Origin of the sequence: Raoultibacter timonensis (genome assembly GCF_900240215.1) — a bacterium.
Classification (GTDB): domain Bacteria; phylum Actinomycetota; class Coriobacteriia; order Coriobacteriales; family Eggerthellaceae; genus Raoultibacter; species Raoultibacter timonensis.
The window spans coordinates 298,411-317,628 of record NZ_LT964679.1 but is presented as its reverse complement, the minus strand read 5'-3'; the positions used below and the strand labels follow the sequence as shown (position 1 = coordinate 317,628).

Below are 19,218 nucleotides of genomic sequence, written 5' to 3'. Positions count from 1 at the left end.
CGGCGTGTGCGCTGCCCATAAGATAGATGATAAAAAGTAAGTTTTTAAGGTGCCGAACCATACGCCAGGCAAGGGTGCCGAGGCCGTCCGCACCCGATTTGGGCTCTGGGAAACTTACTTGTTTGCCTTTAGGATTTCCCTGCCAAGCAATCAGAAGACCTCTCTTTCAAACCAATGCGCAGAGCCCCGGCGGGGGGCGCGCATGCATAAAGACAGGAGTGCAGAATGGCTTTTCATTTCAAAGACAATCCCGCGCCGAAAGAGCAAGTGCTCGACGACGGCACGAAGATCATCCGCACCTGCGCCTGGTCGCCGCCGGGCTGCCACGCAGTCGGATGCGGCATTCGGTTGTTCGTCAAAGACGGCGAGCTTATCAAGGTGGAGGGCGATCCCGACCATCAGCTTACGCAAGGGCGTCTGTGCCCCCGGTGCCTTGCGCTCAAAGAGGCCGTCTATCACCCCGATCGCATTCTCTACCCCATGAAGCGCGCCCGCGAGGACCGCGGCCTCGACAAGTGGGAGCGAATCAGCTGGGACGAAGCGACCGAGCTCATCGTCTCGAAAACCGAGGAGATTCGCGCGAAGTACGGATCGGAATCGATCTGCGTGTACATGGGAACGGGCCGCGAGGCCGTTCGCTATGGCTTCACGCTTTCATCCAAAGTGCTGAGGACCCCGAACAACTGCTATGCGCAATCGGGNACATGGGAACGGGCCGCGAGGCCTTTCGCTATGGCTCCACGCTTTCATCAAAAGTGCGGAGGCCCCCGAACAACTGCTAGGCGAAATCGGGCTGGTCGTGCATGGGCCCGCGCCAAACCGCCATGACCATGATGCTCGGCAGCGCCTACATCGAGCTCGACTTCAACGGCGGGTCCCTCGACGTATGGGACGATCCGGAATGGACGCGCCCCGACTACGTATTCTGCCTGGGAAAAGAGCCCCTGAAGTCCAATCCCGACGGCCTATGGGGACACGCGCTTATCGAGATCATGAAGCGCGGCAGCAAGCTCATCATGGTCGATCCTCGCGTAAACTGGCTTGCAACCCGCGCCGACCAGGTGCTGCAGATCATCCCCGGCACCGACGGCGCCCTCTGTCTCGCCATATTGAACGTCCTCATCAACGAGGATCTGATAGATCACGAGTTCGTCGACAAGTGGTGCTACGGCTTCGATGAGCTCGCCGAGCGCGTACAGGAGTATACGCCCGAATTCGCTGCCGAGACGTGCGGCATCACGGCCGACGAGATCCGCGTATGCGCCCGCAAGCTCGGCTTTGACGGCGAGCACCACTGGAGCCTGCTCATGGGCGTTGCCGTCGATCAGAACCCCAACGGCTGCCAGGTTACGCAGTGCCTCATCGCCATGGCCGCCATCACCGGCAACCTCGATGTGCCCGGAGGAACGGTTGTCGGCGTGCAGATGCAATTCGAAATGACTGGCGCTACCGATTTCATGAGCGACGAGCTCAAAAACAAGTGCATCGGATGGGATACCTACCCCATCGTGAAAGTGCTCCTGAACACAACGCATCCCGACATCACGCTCGAAGCCCTCGAAACGGGACGCCCCTACGAGCTCAAGATGGCATGGCTCGATTCCACGAACCTGCTCTCCCCCACCTGCTCTGCACAACCTAAACGCTGGCACGATGCGCTCATGAAGATGGAGTTCACCGTAGCCAAAGAGATGTTCATGACCCCGACCGTCATGGCGCTCGCCGACGTGGTACTGCCTCTGGCTACCTGGGCCGAGCACGACGGCATCGTCATGACGAACCAAGGCTGCCAGATGGGCATTGCAGGCGCCATCAACAAGGGGCTGCAGGTCGGCGAGTGCAAATCCGACCTCGAAATGCTCATCCACTTCGGAAACGCGTTCTACGAGAAGGCCTACGGCGAGGAGTATCCGTTCAAAACGGTCGAGGAATACCTGACCGACGACGTGGGCAAGATGGACACCACGTGGGAAGAACTTTCCGAAAAGGTCGTTGCGACCAACGACATCGGCGGGTACCGCAAGCACGAGCGCGGGCTCATCCGCGCCGACGGGCAACCGGGCTTCCAAACGACCCCCGGCCGCGTCGAGCTGTGGTCGACCGGCTACCAGTCGCTCGGCGACGACCCGCTGCCGTACTACTTCCCGCCGAAGCTCGGCGCCGAAGCGCGCCCCGACCTCGCGAAGGAGTACCCGTTCATGTGCACGACGGGCGCCCGCTACTTCGCTTCGTTCCACTCCGAGCATCGCCAGATCCCCAGCCTGCGGCAGCTCACGCCCGAACCGTACCTCGAAATCCACCCCGAAGCCGCCGAGAAGCTCGGCATCAAGACCGGCGACGAGGTGACGATCGAGAACCCGTGGGGCAGCGCGCACGAGATCGCCAAGGTGACCCCCGTCGTTCGCAAGGATGTCGTGGCCGCGGCGCACGGCTGGTGGTATCCGGAGGAAGACGGCGAGGAGCCGAACCTGTACGGGGTTTGGAAATCCAACGTCAACAGCCTCATTCCTCACCGCGTACTCGGCAAGATGGGCTTCGGAGCCCCCTACAAGCAGGTTCCGGTAAAGGTGTACAGGACCCCGAACGAAGAGCGCGTGCTCGGCTAAGGAGGCGATCATGAGTAAAAACGGACTGCTGATCGATTATCAGTACTGCACCGGCTGCCAAAGCTGCGAGCTCGCATGCAAGAACGAGCACGATTTTCCCCTGGACAAATGGGGCATCAAGGTAGTCGAGTTCGGCCCCTTCGAAATGGAAGAAGGCAAGCTCGAATGGAACTACCTTCCGTTCCCGACGAGCTACTGCGATATGTGCGAAGACCGCGTGAACACGGGGGGAATCCCCACCTGCGCGCTGCACTGCCTCGCAAACGTCATCGAGTGGGGACCGGTTGAGGAGCTCTCGAAGAAGCTCGATGAGAAGGGTTCCAAGGCGGTGATCTTCTTGCCGTAGGGCACCGCGCATCGACGACGAGAGAATATCGAAGGCCGACTGCAAAGCCGCGTAGATATGCTGACAGGAAGCCCCCGGCTCACTTAAAGCCGAGGGCTTCCTCGTTTTCGAACCTTCCGACGCACCCGAGCCGCCGCCGACACCGAAGAGGGCCTCTGCTGCCGAAACCGGTATCGGAGCACGTTCGCCTTGGACTCGGAAACGCCGCTGCGATCAGGGCCCTTGCGCCAAGGCGCGCCCATCGCGGATTCAAAGCGGAAAACGCCCTTGCATGCACGCTGTTTCCCGAAGCACCGCACTCGGAAGCCCTAACGGCTTCGCATGTCAGGTTTTTCACCGTTGTGTTGCGCTAGAAGCCCGAATCTGCCGCTCGCTTCTCGTTGAGAAAGATCACGCGATGCGTTTTCCCTGATGGCGAAAAGGCGAGAGGCGATTCCGCGCTCGCGCGCGCAACACAACGATGAAAAACCCGTATTTCGGCACTCGCTGGACAACGTAAAGCCGGAGTATCTCGGCCGGAAAAGCGCCCCGCCCCGCTCTTCCGGCGGATCGTCTCGGCAGAGGCCGAATCCCGTCGCCGCGCAATGCCCGCAGCGGCAACGCAGCTACAAGGGCCCATGCCGTCTGCGTCCTATCGAAGACGCCTCATCGCCCCGTTAAGGCCGTCTTGCGCGATCTCCTTCTCAAGATGTTCGCCGCGTCGCCGACAAACGGCGGGAAACCCGTCGCCTTCCGAAGCGCAAAAAACGGGTGCCCGCCGAAGCGACCACCCGTTTGCGCATGCGCCTGCGCCTGCATGCTTCAGATGCGCGCTCTACGCCTCCGAAGGCTCGGCTGCCTTGTCGGCGCTCATCTTCTTGGCTTTCTTGGCCACGTAGAACAAGCCGATGAGTACGATGACGCCGATGACTATATTGAAGATCCACACCGAACTCATGATGGCGTCTGCGCCAGCAACCGTGGAAACCAGCTGGTCGATCGGCGAAGCGAGGAATCCACCGCCATTCTGAAACACGTAGCTGAAGCCCATCACCGCACCGACGATGGCGGGAGCCACAAACGTCGAAAGCAGCATCGGCACGCCGACGGTCATCGTGTTGGTGCCGAATCCGGCAAGGATGATGGCCACGTAGAACAACGCGACGTTGCCTGTAACGTGAGCAACGTACCACAGAACGTAACCCGCAATGCCGACGATCCAGAATACGGGGATAACGCTGGCATTGAGGAACTTGTACGCAGGGCCGAACAGGAGAGCCGCCGCAATGGCGCCGACGGAGAACAGGGAGAAGATGGTACCGATAACCGCCGGATTGTCCACGACCGCGCCGATGGTTGCTCCGCCGAGGTTGAACAGCGATTGGCTCATGATGATGCCGCCGAGGAACAGAACGAGCAGAAGCCAGCCGGAAACGGGGAGCTTTATCTTAACCTTCTCACCCTTGTCGTCGGTTTCGGGAACAGCGGGAACGTTTTTGGGGGTCAGCAGGAAAATGCACAGCACGAACGGGACGAGCGAGAACAGGTAGATGCCCCAAGCGAGGTTCCACGAGATGGCGCCGAGGATGCCGGCCACATTGGTGGTCACGATCATGCCGATGTTGAAGATGACCGATGCGACGCTCATCATGGTTGCGCGCACGGACTCCTTCTGAAACATGAGCGTGATAACGCCGAGCACAACGGGCATAAAGCAACCGAGGCCGAGGCCGAGGATCGCACGCGTGACGAGAATGCCCTCCCAGGGAAGCGCCGCGCCGAGGAACGTAGGCAGGCCGCCGATGAACACGAGCGCCGTAGCGAGCAGGGCGCATACGCGATAGCTCAGCTTGCGGCCGGCAACAAGGCCGATGACGAACGCAGCGGGAATCTCGAGAAGATTCGTGATGGAAACCATATACGAAATGGCATTCGCATCGACGCCGTACGTGCTCATGAGCCCCGTCGAAGCAACGTTCACGGCACTATGCGTCGGCGCGATAAAGTACATGCACATCAATGCAGCAAAGACGCCGATCTGGCCGGCAGATATCTTTGTTTTCTCAGACATGGATCTTCCTCCTTTGTAATAAGATACTAAGCCTTTGTTGGATCGCTCGGAGAAACCTTCCCTCACCCCCTATCACGCCAGCATCTCCCCTGGTTCCCGACAATCACTAGAGATCTTTGCAAAAACGACTTTCCAAGCTCAGAAGCCTTTGCAAAAACGACTCGCCGGAGTCAGGTAGCCCAGGGCCGACGTCCTCGCGATCAAACCTGCTACCTATGAGTATGGGTGACAAAAAGTAAGTTTTGAACAGCGAACGGGATCGTAAAAAACACCTGATCGCACGCTGATAAAATCACTTTTGCGTACCGCGTTCGCCCGTCGCGCGAACGCTCGCTGCCAGCCTCTGCGCGACGGGTTCTCAAGCGGTGTTGAACACAGCCTTCCTTCTGCCAGACCTTCCGTCAGGGTATGAAAATGGATGCCATCTTTCCCTTTTCGGCCATCTTCGCCGCCAGGCTTTCAAGCGTTCCGTATTCCATCGCGCTCGCCAGGCAATGATGCACGCAGCTCGGCTTCTCCCCCGCTGCCACCCGGTCCTCGCACAGGTCGCACGAGGATGTGGGCACGGGAATGTAGCGGTACTCCCAATGCTTGTTGTCTTGCAGTTTCCAAGGACCGAGCTCGAGCACCTTGATGCCCCATTGGCCATGGGGAAGGCTGCGTTCGTTCTTGCACGCAACCTCGCAGGAATGGCAGCCCGTGCAGTATTCGTTGTCTATCAGAAGACCGTATTGGGTCATCGTCGCTCCTAACTCTCGTCTGCCCGATAGATCTTGCAGGGCATGCTCTTGTAGTGGGTTCCGAAGCCAAGCGGCCCGTTCTCCTCATGCGGAATGAGCTGGTTCACGTTCACCTGGAACACGTCGTAGAGGTTCTCGGGGTCGGCCTCGGGAAGCCACCATCCGTGGTCGCAGTTCACCACGCCCCCCTTCACGATGGGAGTGAGATGTGCGCGCATCTTAACCTTTCCGAGGTGGTTTTCGACATACACCCACGAACCCTCCGATATGCCGTAGTCGGCGGCGGTATCGGGATGGATCTGCACCGTAGGCCACGGATGTATCTCGCGCAGCGTTTCGATCTGGCGGTTCTCGGAATGAAACGACGTGAAGCGACGTCCGCCCGTCGTGACGGTAAGGGGATACTCCGCAGCTAGATCGGGGCGCGAGACGGCGCTGAACTTCGGTTCGATGTAGTACGGCAGCGGATCGTCTCCGAGGTTTTGCAGCACCGTCGAATACAGCTCGATGCGGCCCGTCGGCGTGTTGAACCCCGGCGTTCCGTCGGCCCGAAGCAGGCCCTTCTCGTACTTCTTGTATTCGATCTCGTACTGGCCGATAACGTGTTCGCAGAGGTCCTCGTACGACGCATCGACATCGCGCATCTTTCCCAACTGGCTGTCGATAAAATCGGCGGGCGACGCCCATCCGGGCTTTGCGCTGTTCGGATAGAGCCGACGGTGCAGCTCGAGCATAATCTCGAGATCGGCGCGGCACTCCCCCCGAGGCTCGAGAACGGGGATGATGGCACCCATCTGACCGGGTTGCGAGGCGTTGTTGTTCGAAACGTACCCCTCTTTCTCGAAGAAGGTTGCTGCGGGCAATACGATATCGGCGACGCCCATGATGGTGGGCGTCATGAATAGATCGGCTACGGCCACGAAGTCGATCTTGCGCATGGCCTCGAGCCATCGCTTGGGCTGGGGAACCATGCAGGAAATGGCATTGTGCCCGAACACGTAGGCGAAGCGGATTTTGTACGGGACGTTCGTCTCGAGTACGTCGAGCGTCGCATCGGGATGCGTTGTGTTCACGATGGCGCTCATCGCCGGGTACCGATCGTGCCCGAGCGGCTCGACGCCGATGTTACCGTAGAGGGCAAGACCCTCAGGTTCGCCTTCGCCTTCTTCGGTCGGCGCGTTTTCCGCCATGCCCGCAAAAATCGGGGGGATGCCCATGAAGCAGCCGCCGGGCACATCCATACTGCCCGTAATCGCGAACAGGGAAAGCAGGGCATGTCCTATCTGCAACGTGTTGGGATTCTGATCGACCGCCAAACCCATCGAAAGCGTCGAGGGGCTCTGGGCGATACAGCGGGCAGCAGCCCGTATGTCTTCGGCGTCGACCTCGGTGATCGCAGCGACCTTGTCGACAGGATACTCCTTTACGCGCTCGGCAAGCTGCTCGAAACCGTAGCACCATGCATCGACGAACCCGTGATCGTAGAGATCCTCCTCGATAACTACGTTGAGCAGGCCCAAAGCCAGAGCACCGTCGGTTCCAGGACGCAGCTGAAGGTGCACTTCGGCACGCGTTGCGAGCCAGTTCACGCGGGGGTCGGCAACGATGAGCTTCATGCCGAGCTTCATCATCTCGACGATGGAATGGCCGAACAGCCCATCGGGATTCGACCGCAAGGGGTCACGCCCCCATACGAGCATGTAATTCGGACACACCCACCGAGGATCGTCGTAGCGATCGGGGAATCCGATGGAATTGTCTGCCTCGATATACGAGCTTCCCATAGTCCAGAGCATCGCCGCCATGCGCGGCACGATGCAGGACCAGCCGCTGTTGGGATGGACGGCATTCACCGTACCGAATACGTCGTTTGCCATCTGGAAGTGGATTTGGCTTGCCTCGCGCCCCGTACCGCACCATACGCTCACCGCGCCGATGCCGTACGCATCGACGGTCTCCCGATAGCGGTCGATGATGGTGTCGAGCGCTTCGTCCCAGCTGATGCGCTCCCAAGCATCCTTGCCTCGGTCTTCGCGAGCACGCTTCATCGGATGGAGGATTCTATCCTCATGGTAGTAATACTCCTTGGCCGTCAGGCACCGGACGCACAGGCGACCTTTGCTGATGGGGTTCTCCTCGTCGCCCTCCACCTTGACGAGCTTTCCGTCCTTCACGAACACCTTGAGACCGCATCCTAGGTTATGGCACCCGATTCCGGCTGAGCAGGTACGGTACACCTTCGTGCCGTCGTCGAGCTCGGCCATCGCAGGCGATGCATGCTCGTTGAAATGCAATGTTGGCATTGCAACTCCTCTCGCTTCCTTATCCTCGTCCCACGCGAACCGCCGTTCGACGAATCGAGCAGCCGCGCTTTGCACTGTCCTCGTCTTGCGCGCCGCACGGGGGCACCCGATGCGGCGCGCGTTCCATTAAGCTTTCGCAAGCGGAAAATCGCCCAGATTGAGGCTTTCCCTCAAATCGATCCCGCACCTCTCAGCCGGCTCGAATCCTTCCGCTTCGATCCTCACGCTGTACGCGCCCTCGTCGATGCGGCGGAAGTAGAAGTCTCCGAAATCATCGGTCTCGGTTTCGCGCACCGAGCCATCGGGCATCGTAAGCGTCACCCGGGCGCCTTCGATGATTTCATTTTCGACGGGGTCCCATACATCCCCCGCGATAAACAAGTGCGGCAGGTTCAAGTAGTACACGCGGGGCTTGCATCCGTCCTGCGGCACGAACGTTTCAGCGCGCGCTATCTCTTCGGCGAAATCTTCCTCGTCGCCGAACCTCAGGCCCCCGGTGGCGCACAGGTCGACGCAGTGAGGCACCTTCCCCTCGTCTACCAAATGGGCGCACCCGGTGCACTTCTGCGCCACATCGAGCTCCTCGTTGTAGAAAACAGCGCCGTAGGGACACGCTTCAACCAGTTCGCGGCGGCCCTTCGCTTTGACGGGATCGATGATCACCAAGCCGTCATCGCGCTTATAGACCGCATCGGGCGCCGCTTGCTTGCACAACGGATCGTCGCAGTGCATACACGGCCAGGGAGTGTACTCCACACACACCTTGGGCACTTGGCCGTGATCCTTTTCTTTAACGCGCATCCAAAATTGACCGGTGTTGGGCTGTGGGAGCGCATATGGCTCCCATGCGTTTCCCACATGCTCGTCTTTGCATGCCACCTGGCACCCGTAGCACCCGTTGCACTTTGCAATATCGACAATGAATACCTTCATCAGCGCACCTCCTCGCCATCTTCAAGCCATGCATCCACGATGTGCAGCGGTCCGGTCTCGGGGTCGTACGGACGAGAGAAAGCCTCGGGATACTGTTTTGCCAGCTCGAAAACATCTACTTTTTCAATACCCACCAAATACCCGCTCGTCACTTCGCCTGCGCAGTTTTTCGACGCAATGGCTTTGGGTGCGATCAGGTTGTTCGTTCCTCCTCGGTCCGACACGCCGAGTTCGATGGGATCCATGCGAGCACCGTGATCCTGCAGTACGGTTCGGGGACGAATGCGCTCGGTCACGTACACGCCGCCCATCGTCCAACCGCGGTCGTTGTAAATCCTGACGATGTCGCCCGACGCCAACCCGAGTTTCCCGGCATCGACCGGGTTGATCCAAACCGGCTCGTAAGCGTATCCGTCCGGGCCTGCGACCTTGCAGGTTTTGATTTCCCTGAACCATGCGCAGTCATCCAACTGGGAATGCAAACGCCAATGAGGATGGTTCGAAACGAGCAGAAAGGGATACTTTTCGGCGCGTGGCGTAGTCAGACGCTCATCGGGATGCGTCTCGCCCTTTTCGATCCAACGCGGATACGGCATGCGCTCTTTGTCATCGGGAAACTTTTCGGCAAGGCGCGAAGAATAGTATTCGATCAGGCCCGACGGCGTGGTGAGGGGGTGCTTTTGGGGATCGGTGTAGAAACCGAAGAAGCCCGCGGGATCGTTCTCCCACCCCTCGGCAGGAGGCACGATGAAGCTCTTCTTTTCGAGGAACTCGTCAAACGACAGGTAATCCTGGACGCCGGAGCTCTCGAACCCGATGCGCATCTTATCGTCGAGGCTCTTGCCTTCCGTCAGCTCATCGACAACACCGAGCTTTTCGGCTACGGCAACCGCGCACTCCCAATCGCTCTTCGATTCGCCGAGCGGCTCGATCGATTGTTCTTCGAGCACAAGCGTGTTGTAGTTGCCCGACATGATGTCGCAGTTGATGTCGCGCTCCTCGAATTTCGTGTTCACGGGAAGAATGATATCGGCGAGCAGGCAATCGTCCTCCATCCAGATATGCTGGGCGACGACGCATTCGATCAAATCAGAATGCAGCGCTTCGATGAACTTGTAGCCCCCGTTCCACGAAGACGTCCATTTGGGCGAGTCGATCCACACCATATGGATACGCTCGGATCCCTCGGCGGGGTACTGCATTTTACGGAATTGATCCTCGACTGGTACGCCCGCAACGGTGCATCCGTACCACGTAAGCGGGTTCTCGTGGCTGTAGTCGCCGGCAAGCGCCTCGGGAACGAGCGTCTCGGGAACGAGGGAATCGCGCGTATCGGCAGCGTAGGGCAGCAGCACCGCAAACAGGTTAGGGATGAACTTGGAACGGGGAATGGGCGTCTGCTGGGGCAGGCTGAACAGCTGATATTCCATCATCTTCAGCTGATTGCGCCCAGGAGCGCCGAGACCCTGCATACCGAGCAGGGCGACCTCCATACGCGCCGGCTCGTGCGAATAGGTGGACCGGATATAGGAGCCGCCGTTGCTGTGGGCGATGGATACGTTCTGCTTCGCCCAGGAGCGAGCGAGGGCCTTGATGATGCGGGCGGGCACGCCGCATATTCCTTCGGCCCATTCGGGCGTCTTCTCGATGCCGTCGTCGCCGCCCATGACATGGTATTCGAACCAATCGAACCCGACCGAATGCGTCTCGAGGTACTCCTTGTCGTAGGTACCCTCATTGATCCACGTATGGGCGATCGCCAGCTGCAGGGCGGCATCGGTATTGGGAAGCACCGGAATCCACTTGTCTGCGTGTACGGCGGCACCGTAATTCACGTCGGGGCACACGTATATCTGGCGAACGCCGATGTCGCGTAAGAAGAAGCAGTAGCGGCTCGGGAAATGGCCTCCCCAACCCCACGGCGTCGTAACAACGTCGCAGCCCCAGAAAAGAACCGTATCGGCATGGCGCGCCACATCGAGAAACAGGTTCTGCTGATCGCCTTCGCCAACGGGATCGCATCCCCAGATGTGCTTGGCGCCCCAATACCAGCCCTCCCAGCTGTCGGGATTGCGCGCCTGAAGGCAGTAGCCCCCCAGAACATCGAGCAGCGCGCCCTCGCACCCGCGCGGGCCGTGAAGAGTCTTCACCTGATGATGCCCGTCCGACTGGACGAAAATGGAGTTCACGCCGTACTGCTCGTGCACGCGCCTTATTTCATCGGCGATAAGCTGTGTCGCTTCGTCCCAAGTGATGCGGACGTATTTCGATTTTCCACGGTTCTGGACATTGCGCTCGCCGTTTGGATCCCAATCAACGCGTCGCATGGGATAGAGGATTCGGTTCGGCGAATACACCCGGTGCTTCGTCGCCAAAGCAAACGGCGTGATTTCCGATTTCTCCGCAGCCTTGAACTCGCGGCCGCGCGCTTTGATAGCCCATCGAACAAGCGGCTCTTTGCCGCCTTCCGCGCCGCGCGCTTGGTAGTCGAACGGCCTGATACGAACGATCCTGCCATCCATAACATCGACCTCGGCAGGCTCGGAAGCCGAGCACGGCCCGCAAAAGCCCATGGTCTTAATGGTGGTGCTGATGTTTTCTGTCACGTTGCTTCCCCCTTGTTTCACCTATAGGAACAGACACGTGCTCGGCGCGCGAGAAGGCAGACCCGCTCGTTGCCGGTACCGTGAACGCTATAAACGATTGCCCGTCTTGAAAGATGAACCGAATCAATCAAGCGGCGAGGAAAGATGGGAAAGCCACCACGAGAGGCGGTTGTCGTTATGGAAGCTCTGCTCGACGAAGCGCCAGGAGAACACCACGTTCTTCCTGTTTTGCTTCGCATCGTCGATGTGCAGAGCCATCGATACCACGTCAACCTTCCTTGCCGTTCGCCTGCTTTCCGCTAGCGCAAGTCTAGCAAGAAAAAAGTAAGTTTTTCATTCCGAACGGTGTCGGAAGCCGCTTTTCGCCCCGCCCCGCAGGCACGCGAATTACCTGAACGAAAAGCGCCTCATCAGGCGATACGCCTGACTCTAGCAGCGTCTGGCGCACAGGCGCACCCGCACGGGAACTTACTTTTCTTCACGTATCATCTTGCCTCGATGCAACCATCGACAAACGGGAGGTTCCATGGGCGCCTGCTACAGCTGCAACGGGTGCGGAAAATGCAGGGAATGGATGAGGGATCTTGAGCACGCGTGCCCCCTGTGCAAAACACCTGTCGAAGCAAGCGACAATCGCTGCCCGAACTGCGGCAGACCGCTCCCCCTTCCTGCGGGGATCGCCCGGGCAAACGAAAAATCGAAACCGCTCGACCGACGCCGAACTCGCTAAGCGGCTATAATGTACGTACGGCCCGTGCAATCCGAGTAGCGGCCGCGCACGTTCGGCGGGAGGAGTTCCATGGCAAATCGCGAAGAGAAGAAGCAATTGACCGAGCAACACCTCTACGATGTGGCCATCGACCTGTTCTGCGAGCAGGGATACAAGCAGACAACCCTGACCGACATCGCGGCCGAAGCGGACGTATCCACAAGGACGCTGTACAAGTACTTTCCCACCAAAGAATCGATTCTGAGGAAGTTCAGCAAAGAGAATATCTACTCGCTCAAATCGTTCGCGAGCAGCCTGCCGGCCAATATGCCGGTAAAAGAGAAGGTGCTCGAGACCATGGTGTACGATTTCAAAGCCATGTTCTGCCTGTTCGACGTCAGCTACATCCTCCACTCGGCACGCGACGAGCACGGCATGTTCGCACGCTTCGAGCTCGAGAACATCCTCGCAACCGAATCGATCTACTGCAACCTCTTCAGGCAAGAGCAGCTCAATCGGGGAATAGAGCCCAACGATATGGTCGTTTTATGCTCGTCGGTCATCATGGGCCTGTACCGGCACTGCAACGATCTGTATCGGTTCAGGAAAAAGGGGCCGCTCGACGAGAAGGACCTTCGGGCATTCTACAGCAGCCATATCGATGTAATCTGGGATTCCCTGTACGAGAAGCTCACTGTTGCCCAAAAAGGAGCCTCCCCTATCGCGAACATCGACAAGCACCTGTTCGGATCGGTCGACGGCATTCGGCGTTAAACGTTTTCGGGGCTTTTCGGGGTGAACAGCATCATCTTCGGCTTCGTTTTAACGAACGAAACCAGCTCGTCGATCGACCCGTAGGTAATCACGCCGTATTGGCAGTGGCGCACGCAAGCGGGCCTGTTTCCTTTGTTGACCCGCTCGGAACACAGATCGCACCAGTCCGTCGGGATGGGAACGAAATCGTATTGCCAAGCGCCGTCGCGCGTTTTCCACGGACCGAGCTTCGTCACCTTTATGCCCATCATATCGGGCCCGCAATCATGAGCCTGCATGCACGCCGTTTCGCACTCCGAACATCCGAGGCAGAACTCGTAATCAATCAGCAAAGCCTTCTTCACGCCCATATCGTACCCCCGTCCAATGTAGGCCTTCATTCATCGGCGCTCCGCATGCACGACGCGCTTCCCTTCTCGATCGCAACCTTGACCGGCCTGCCCGGTGCAGGCGGCTGCGCGGCGCCGCACACATCGCACCTCGGCGCGAACAGGTACGCGAGCTTCTCGTGACACACGACGCAGCGACCCTGCCGATCTGCGCATTTCCCGCAATGGTTGCACGGGCAGCACACGATTACTCCGTCACGTCGCTATACGGGAACCGAGCGTTTTTCCTCGTAGCCACCAGGTACGCAAGCACGATAACGAACAGGATGATGAAAGTAACCGACATGACCTCGAACAGCGCCGCCGTGCTGGTTCCGATAATGCCCTCGACCACCTGTACGTACATCGACGAGCATGCCTGGCCCGCAAACATGGCCATCGACAAAACCGACAGGGCGAACGTACGGCGATACGGATGAACCAGGCCGCTTAAGGTGGTTTGGAGATACGGGATGATGGTTCCGAGGTACACGCCGTACACGATCGCGCCGGCGAACACCCCGACCATCGAGGTGGCGGTCGCAAGCAACGTGAACGCCAGAGCGATCGAAGCCATCGACACGAGCACGGTATAGCGTTTGAGCGCCTTGAAAATAAGCATGAACGCAAGCGAGACGATCAGCGCGACGCAGGTGGTCGAAGACGATGCAAGGCCGGCCATGACCGAATCGCCTATACCCGTCTCCTGCATGAAGATCGCAAGCTTGAGCAGGTACACCATGCTGATCGTCATCGTCACGAACATGAGCAGGATGCCCATCCATCCGCGATGGCCGATGCGCTTCTGCTCGGGAGCGAGGCTCGCCGCCTCCTTGGCAAACGGCATATCCTTCTCAGGCGGAACCTTCGGAAGGAAGATGATCTGCATGATGAGCACGAACACGAAGAATATGTTGATGAAGAACGGCACATGCCATCCGATGACGGCCAGCGTGCCCGACAAGGTCGAGAACACCATGGCGATGATGCTTCCAACCGCGTTCGCTCCGCCCATCATGCTCGCGCGCTCGTTGCCCGCGAAGAAGTACGATATCAGCGTCGGCACGATGGGATAGACCAAGCCGCAACCGAGTCCGAAGAATACGCGCGTTGCCAGCAGGAACTCGAAGTTGGGAGCAAACGCGCCGCCTATGCCGCCGATGATGAACAGTATCTGCCCCACGGTTAAAATGGTTTTACGGCTTATGTAGTACGAAAGTTTCGCCGCAATGAGCGAGGCGGGGATGATGCAGAGAGGCGGCAGAGCTACGAGCAGGTTGACGTTCTCGCCCGGAAAGGCCAATGCGATGACGGCCAGTATAGGCGTCATCTCCGAACCAAGCGCATTACTGTCGCACGCGCACAGCAGAAGCGTCGCCTTGGTGCCGAGCTTCGAACGATGTTTGACTTTTCCGCTAGCCATGGAATCCCCTTTACCCCCACTGGAAAGATCGAATCTTTCCATACCGAACGATCCTCGGCAAGCCTAACAACGCACACAGGGTAGGCCAAGGCTCTCAGATACTGATGGTCGCAAGATCAGACTCTCGGTATTAAGCGCGTAAATCAGCAGTCAGGTCCGTCGTTTCGCGCGCAAGGTCATCGCAACGCGCAACTTCGACTATATCGAGCAATTCCTGCTGGGAATGAATATTTAACTTATTATAGATATTATAGATATGGCTTTTCGCCGTATGGGTCGAGATGGTGAACTTCTGGGCGATGTAGCCGGCATTGCGGCCCTGGGCCAAGCAGAGCAGCACCTCCGCTTGACGGCTCGTCAAATCGTATTCCTGTGCAATGCGTTCGACTTTCGAATGGAGCAATGCACCGGGCTCTCCTCCGATGGCGCTTGCGCGCCGCGCTTCGAGCACCGCATCCATTTTCACGGAGCGAACATACGAAAGGGGACCCGGATGGAACACGGCGAAACTCGTAATGACCACGAGAAAAACCACCAGCGCAAAGCAGACGAACAGCCGCCCGCTCGCATCGATGCCGGGCAGGAAGCTCAGCACCATGCCTACGACCCAGCCAAGCGTGCAGCCCAAACCGTTCAACGTTCTGCCGACCGCGAACGTTCTCACGTAGTTCTCGCCGAAAAGAAGCGAGCTTTTCGATACGTCGGCGATATCGACGATATCGTGGCAGGCCAAGAGGGCGAGCATGATAAAAATGCAGGCGAGCTGCCCCGCATACCCGACGAACGAGAAGAGGAAGATGCACACGAGCATGATGGGGAGAAACACCTCGATGAGGATGACGGCGATGTCTTTGGGCTTTCGCACCAGGAAAAGAACGGTAAACACCGCGGCAAACGCATTGCCTGCCGCGATCACGTACAAACCCCCTGGGTAAAACGGCTGAGTGGTCGCACACGAGCCGACGAATCCGATACTCACGCTGTAAGCGAACGCGAGCAGAATCGTGCGCATGAAGGCAATCTTGCGATCGCCCTTGTCCTCCTCCTTCGATGGAGAGCCCACCGAAGAGCGCGGTGCCTCTTCCCGCAATGTAGAGACGGACCGCGCCGAACCGTCGGTCGGCATCGAATCGATCGTCAGAGAACGCGACATTGCGAAGACAGCGAAAACGACCGAAACGACGGGAAGCGATCCGATCGCAAGAAAGGCGATGCCGCCAGGCATGAAAGCCGTCGAAATAAAAAGAAACGCTCCGATGAGAAACGAGCTCGATACCGAGAATATAACCTGCTTCCTCGTCAGCTCGACGATCTTCTTCGACCACACCAGCAGCAAGGCGGAAGAGCCTATTCCGCTTGCCGCCCAAAGCAAAAATACGATCGGCAATTCGAAGCCGGGAGACAGAAACCCCATGAGGCAGGCCATGGGGCTCAAAACCAAAGAGAGGGTCTTAAGAAGCACCTCGCCCTTTCTCGATGCGAAGAAACGCGCGAATACCCCGAACAAGACATAGGCGAAGAACATGGCGACGGTCATCACCATGCGCGCAAGATGCGCCTGGTAATCGCCGATCAGTGCTGCGGGAGTCAAAGAAGGGCTCCAAAACAAACAGAATATCCAACCGAGGTACAGAGAAAAGCCGATCAGGCAGAGGATCGGTATGCGGATGGTGAACACCCGCCGTTTCTCCTGAGCGGGCGCATCCTCCTGCTGGAATCTCAGATTGATTGACGCATCGAGCACTTGGGTATGGTCGTACCGCATTTAAGTCTCCCCCGTTCGACTTAATAAACGCAGATGGTTCCATTTCGCAAGTGTACCATGCGGTTTCCCGGCGGCCTTTTTCGTTGGTTCATCGATTTCAGCGATTTATGATGCGCTTTTCGACGTTTTTAACAACAAGAAAGACGCGGAGAAGCGCGCTCGAAAAACCGGGGTCATCCGAATCCGCAAGCAACAAGATTCGCTGGAAGGAAGACGCGGCGCTGGGCACCCCCCCCCAGCCGAGCGCTCCGCCTCGACTACGCATAAAGCCGGATAATCGGTTTTCTTTCCTCCCGAAAGCAGGTTATCGCTGCGAAACCTCGCCCGGTACCCGAAGATGCGCCCATATGGCATGCACGACGTCTTCCAAGGTATCGATTCCCATCAATTCCTGCAAAGACAACTCGACGGAAAGCGCCTTCTGTATCTTCATGAGGAGCAGCGACCTCTTCACCGTTGCCGACGTCGCCCCTTCGCAGTTCTGGCCCGCTTCGTAGTCGGCTATCAGCTCGCGGGACACGTGCAAGGCTTTGGACAAGCTGATCAAGGTCAGCTTGTCCAAATCATCCGTTTCTTCAAGATCAAGGGGGCTCAGGTGGTACTGTATCTGCACGAACCTGCGCAGATGATCGCGGAGAAAGGGGTACGTGATCTCCTCCTGATTCAAGATGAGATCGATTTCATCCTGCGCCTTCTCGGCGTTTTTACGGATATCCTCTCGCGACACCAGCAACCCCCAAAAACGACCGGTCCCGTCTTATTCGACGACGAGCGGCTCGACGTCGAGCGCCTCGGCCAAAGCTATGAGCTCTTTGGTGTAATCCCCGTACACCAGGGCGACATGGATGCCCACCTTGCATTGAGCGCGATGGGCTTTGAGCGAATCCTTGAAACGGTAGAACACGAGCTGGGTGCAATTCTCTTTGTCCTTGCCGCTGCTCTCGACGATTTCCGCCTTACCGATGAACATCTTGGAGCCGTCGGGCGAGAATTTGCACAGGGTAACGTACTCGCCCTTGTCACGCGAGAAGTCGTATCGCAACGTCGCCCCGAACTTCTGATCGTATGCGAACGGGGTGATGCCGTAGGGCGCGTATGCGCTCGGATCGGGGTGGCAGCGGTGAGCGACGGAATGCTGCGTCATCCAGAGCCTGTCGATGTTCTCGGGGTCCTGCGCCAATTCCTCGAGCTGCTCTTCGGTTGCCCCGAACACGTGTTTGAACTTTCCGTCGAGCACGGGGATCGGGCAGGTGTTGCCCATGTAGGGGCTTCTTCCCGAAACGGCTATCAGCGCCTGCTCTGAAAGGGCGGCGGGCAAATCATATTCGCACGCCGAGGGAATGCCGGCTTCCGCATTGAGCGCGTGCGTGAGGCACATCGTAAACCTGCCCTCGTTGAGCCTCCTGGTCGAGCATGCATCCGGGCAGGGAATGGAAAAGGCGTTGCAGTCGAAGTGATCCATGAATTTCTGGGTGACCACGTACGCCACGACTGAGGGAAGCATAGCCTCGCGGCTCATGCCAACGTTTTCAGCTCCCTCGATCAGCTCGTCGCAGATATCGTTCGCCCTCTTCAGATCGCATTCGTCAACGTTGAGCGTCTTTCGCCCGGGCGTCGTATGGTTGCCTTCGGGCACAGCCTCAGACATGCAGTCGAAGAATTCGTGTATGTTGGCAAAATGGAATCGCGTCCCGAACCGCTGCGTAATGTGGTCGAGGCTCGTAAACGAGTCCGGTCGGCTGACGGACTGGGTACCGTCGAATCTCGTTACGCAGAGGTACTTCGTGCGGGCGATGACCTTCTTCGCGCGAAGCGCCACCATGCGCAGGACGAAATCCTCCCATCGGTATTCCGAATAGCATGCGTACCCGACGTTTCTGGCCGCTATCGCCGCCGGAACGTCGGGCACGTTGAAAGCACCGGATGAGGGGCAGTAGCACATGGTTTTCTTGAAGCGCTGCGCGAACTTGAACGCAAGGTCCTGCACGCCCGCGCCAGCCATGGGGATAACCACGTCCGCAGCGTTGACGGCAGCCTCCATAGCCTCCCATTGCGCTTCGGGTTCGTCCCAGTCGTCCGTCCTGCGAAACAGGACCGGATCCATCACGGCCGTGCCCTCGGGAACGTGGGCCTTGATGTCGGCGATGAATTTCTTCGCCCTTTCCGCGAATACGATCTCGTCGTATCCGGGCCGCAGAGCGTCCCCGCTTCCGAATCTGCAAGGACCTTCGTAGTAGTAGAGGTGCTCGCAGAAGAGCTCCAGGGGAAGAACGTTGAGTTTGATGTCTTTTGCCGTTTCGATCATGTTCCCAATTCCTTTCTCGCCTATACCCTTACCGCCCGCAGAGAGCGGTTCGCCCGCCTCCCGGATCCGGCCGTCTCCCGGCCACGCGTCATTGTCGCCGAGGAAGCCCCTCGTTCTCGTTCGGCGGCGTGCGCTTCGCCACCTTGACGCTTCCCGCGCGCGGCCGAATGAACGCGCCGCATGCAGGGCAGTACCGCACGGATGAGTCAACCTCGTTTCGGCAGCAGGGGCACACCGATACGCTCGGCAACCCCCCGCGCGATTCGAGGCAACGCCCACAGCCCGAACAC

Annotated in this window: 15 protein-coding genes; 4 read left to right on the top strand and 11 right to left on the bottom strand. The window is 58.6% G+C overall.

The features are described from left to right. The first annotated feature begins 225 nt into the window (after window positions 1-225). The 3 genes from C1722_RS17100 to C1722_RS01285 are packed head-to-tail and all read left to right on the top strand — an operon-like array spanning window position 226 to window position 2,952. The gene (locus C1722_RS17100; protein WP_219724265.1) at window positions 226-828 is read left to right on the top strand and encodes a molybdopterin-dependent oxidoreductase; all 603 of its coding nucleotides are present in this window, start codon (window positions 226-228) and stop codon (window positions 826-828) included. Further along, window positions 804-2,606: a molybdopterin-containing oxidoreductase family protein gene (locus tag C1722_RS01290; protein WP_219724264.1), complete on the top strand. Its 1,803-nt coding sequence runs from the start codon at window positions 804-806 to the stop codon at window positions 2,604-2,606. Before C1722_RS17100 ends, C1722_RS01290 begins: the two co-directional genes overlap by 25 nt. A 10-nt stretch (window positions 2,607-2,616) precedes the next feature. Beyond that, window positions 2,617-2,952, top strand: coding sequence for a 4Fe-4S dicluster domain-containing protein (locus C1722_RS01285; RefSeq protein WP_102377659.1), 336 nt, complete (start codon window positions 2,617-2,619; stop codon window positions 2,950-2,952). 814 nt (window positions 2,953-3,766) lie between these two features. Here C1722_RS01285 and C1722_RS01280 read toward each other — a convergent pair. The 6 genes from C1722_RS01280 to C1722_RS16805 form a co-directional block, all read right to left on the bottom strand. Then, entirely contained in the window at window positions 3,767-5,002 is a 1,236-nt protein-coding gene (locus C1722_RS01280; protein ID WP_102377658.1) for an MFS transporter, read from the bottom strand. 401 nt (window positions 5,003-5,403) lie between these two features. Further along, on the bottom strand, window positions 5,404-5,742 hold the full coding sequence (locus tag C1722_RS01275) for a 4Fe-4S dicluster domain-containing protein (RefSeq protein WP_102377657.1): 339 nt from the start codon (window positions 5,740-5,742) through the stop codon (window positions 5,404-5,406). Window positions 5,743-5,750: 8 nt separating this feature from the next. Further along, window positions 5,751-8,045 carry a molybdopterin-dependent oxidoreductase gene (locus tag C1722_RS01270; RefSeq protein ID WP_102377656.1) on the bottom strand — a complete coding sequence of 765 codons (2,295 nt, stop codon included), beginning with the start codon at window positions 8,043-8,045 and terminating at the stop codon, window positions 5,751-5,753. Between the two features lie 126 nt (window positions 8,046-8,171). Beyond that, the gene (locus C1722_RS01265; protein WP_102377655.1) at window positions 8,172-8,978 is read right to left on the bottom strand and encodes a 4Fe-4S dicluster domain-containing protein; all 807 of its coding nucleotides are present in this window, start codon (window positions 8,976-8,978) and stop codon (window positions 8,172-8,174) included. Then, window positions 8,978-11,584 carry a molybdopterin-dependent oxidoreductase gene (locus tag C1722_RS01260; RefSeq protein ID WP_219724263.1) on the bottom strand — a complete coding sequence of 869 codons (2,607 nt, stop codon included), beginning with the start codon at window positions 11,582-11,584 and terminating at the stop codon, window positions 8,978-8,980. The genes C1722_RS01265 and C1722_RS01260 overlap by 1 nt, the downstream gene beginning before the upstream one ends. A gap of 123 nt (window positions 11,585-11,707) precedes the next feature. After that, window positions 11,708-11,851 carry a hypothetical protein gene (locus C1722_RS16805; RefSeq protein ID WP_180994975.1) on the bottom strand — a complete coding sequence of 48 codons (144 nt, stop codon included), beginning with the start codon at window positions 11,849-11,851 and terminating at the stop codon, window positions 11,708-11,710. A gap of 532 nt (window positions 11,852-12,383) precedes the next feature. Here C1722_RS16805 and C1722_RS01255 point away from each other — a divergent pair. After that, window positions 12,384-13,067 (top strand): TetR/AcrR family transcriptional regulator, encoded by a 684-nt coding sequence (locus C1722_RS01255; protein WP_102377654.1) that lies wholly within the window; start codon window positions 12,384-12,386, stop codon window positions 13,065-13,067. Here the strand turns inward: C1722_RS01255 and C1722_RS01250 are convergent. The 5 genes from C1722_RS01250 to C1722_RS01225 form a co-directional block, all read right to left on the bottom strand. Continuing rightward, the gene (locus C1722_RS01250; RefSeq protein ID WP_244386025.1) at window positions 13,064-13,447 is read right to left on the bottom strand and encodes a 4Fe-4S dicluster domain-containing protein; all 384 of its coding nucleotides are present in this window, start codon (window positions 13,445-13,447) and stop codon (window positions 13,064-13,066) included. The two genes, C1722_RS01255 and C1722_RS01250, sit on opposite strands and share 4 nt — an antisense overlap. Window positions 13,448-13,643: 196 nt before the next feature. Further along, window positions 13,644-14,858, bottom strand: coding sequence for an MFS transporter (locus C1722_RS01240; protein WP_180994974.1), 1,215 nt, complete (start codon window positions 14,856-14,858; stop codon window positions 13,644-13,646). A 130-nt stretch (window positions 14,859-14,988) separates the two neighbouring features. Continuing rightward, a complete protein-coding gene (locus C1722_RS01235; RefSeq protein ID WP_102377651.1) occupies window positions 14,989-16,623 on the bottom strand; it encodes a helix-turn-helix transcriptional regulator in 1,635 nt (544 codons plus the stop codon). 304 nt (window positions 16,624-16,927) lie between these two features. After that, complete coding sequence (locus tag C1722_RS01230; RefSeq protein WP_102377650.1) at window positions 16,928-17,350, bottom strand: hypothetical protein; 423 nt, start codon at window positions 17,348-17,350, stop codon at window positions 16,928-16,930. Window positions 17,351-17,380: 30 nt separating this feature from the next. Continuing rightward, window positions 17,381-18,928, bottom strand: a complete 1,548-nt coding sequence (locus C1722_RS01225; protein ID WP_102377649.1) for a fucose isomerase — start codon at window positions 18,926-18,928, stop codon at window positions 17,381-17,383. Window positions 18,929-19,218 lie beyond the last annotated feature (290 nt).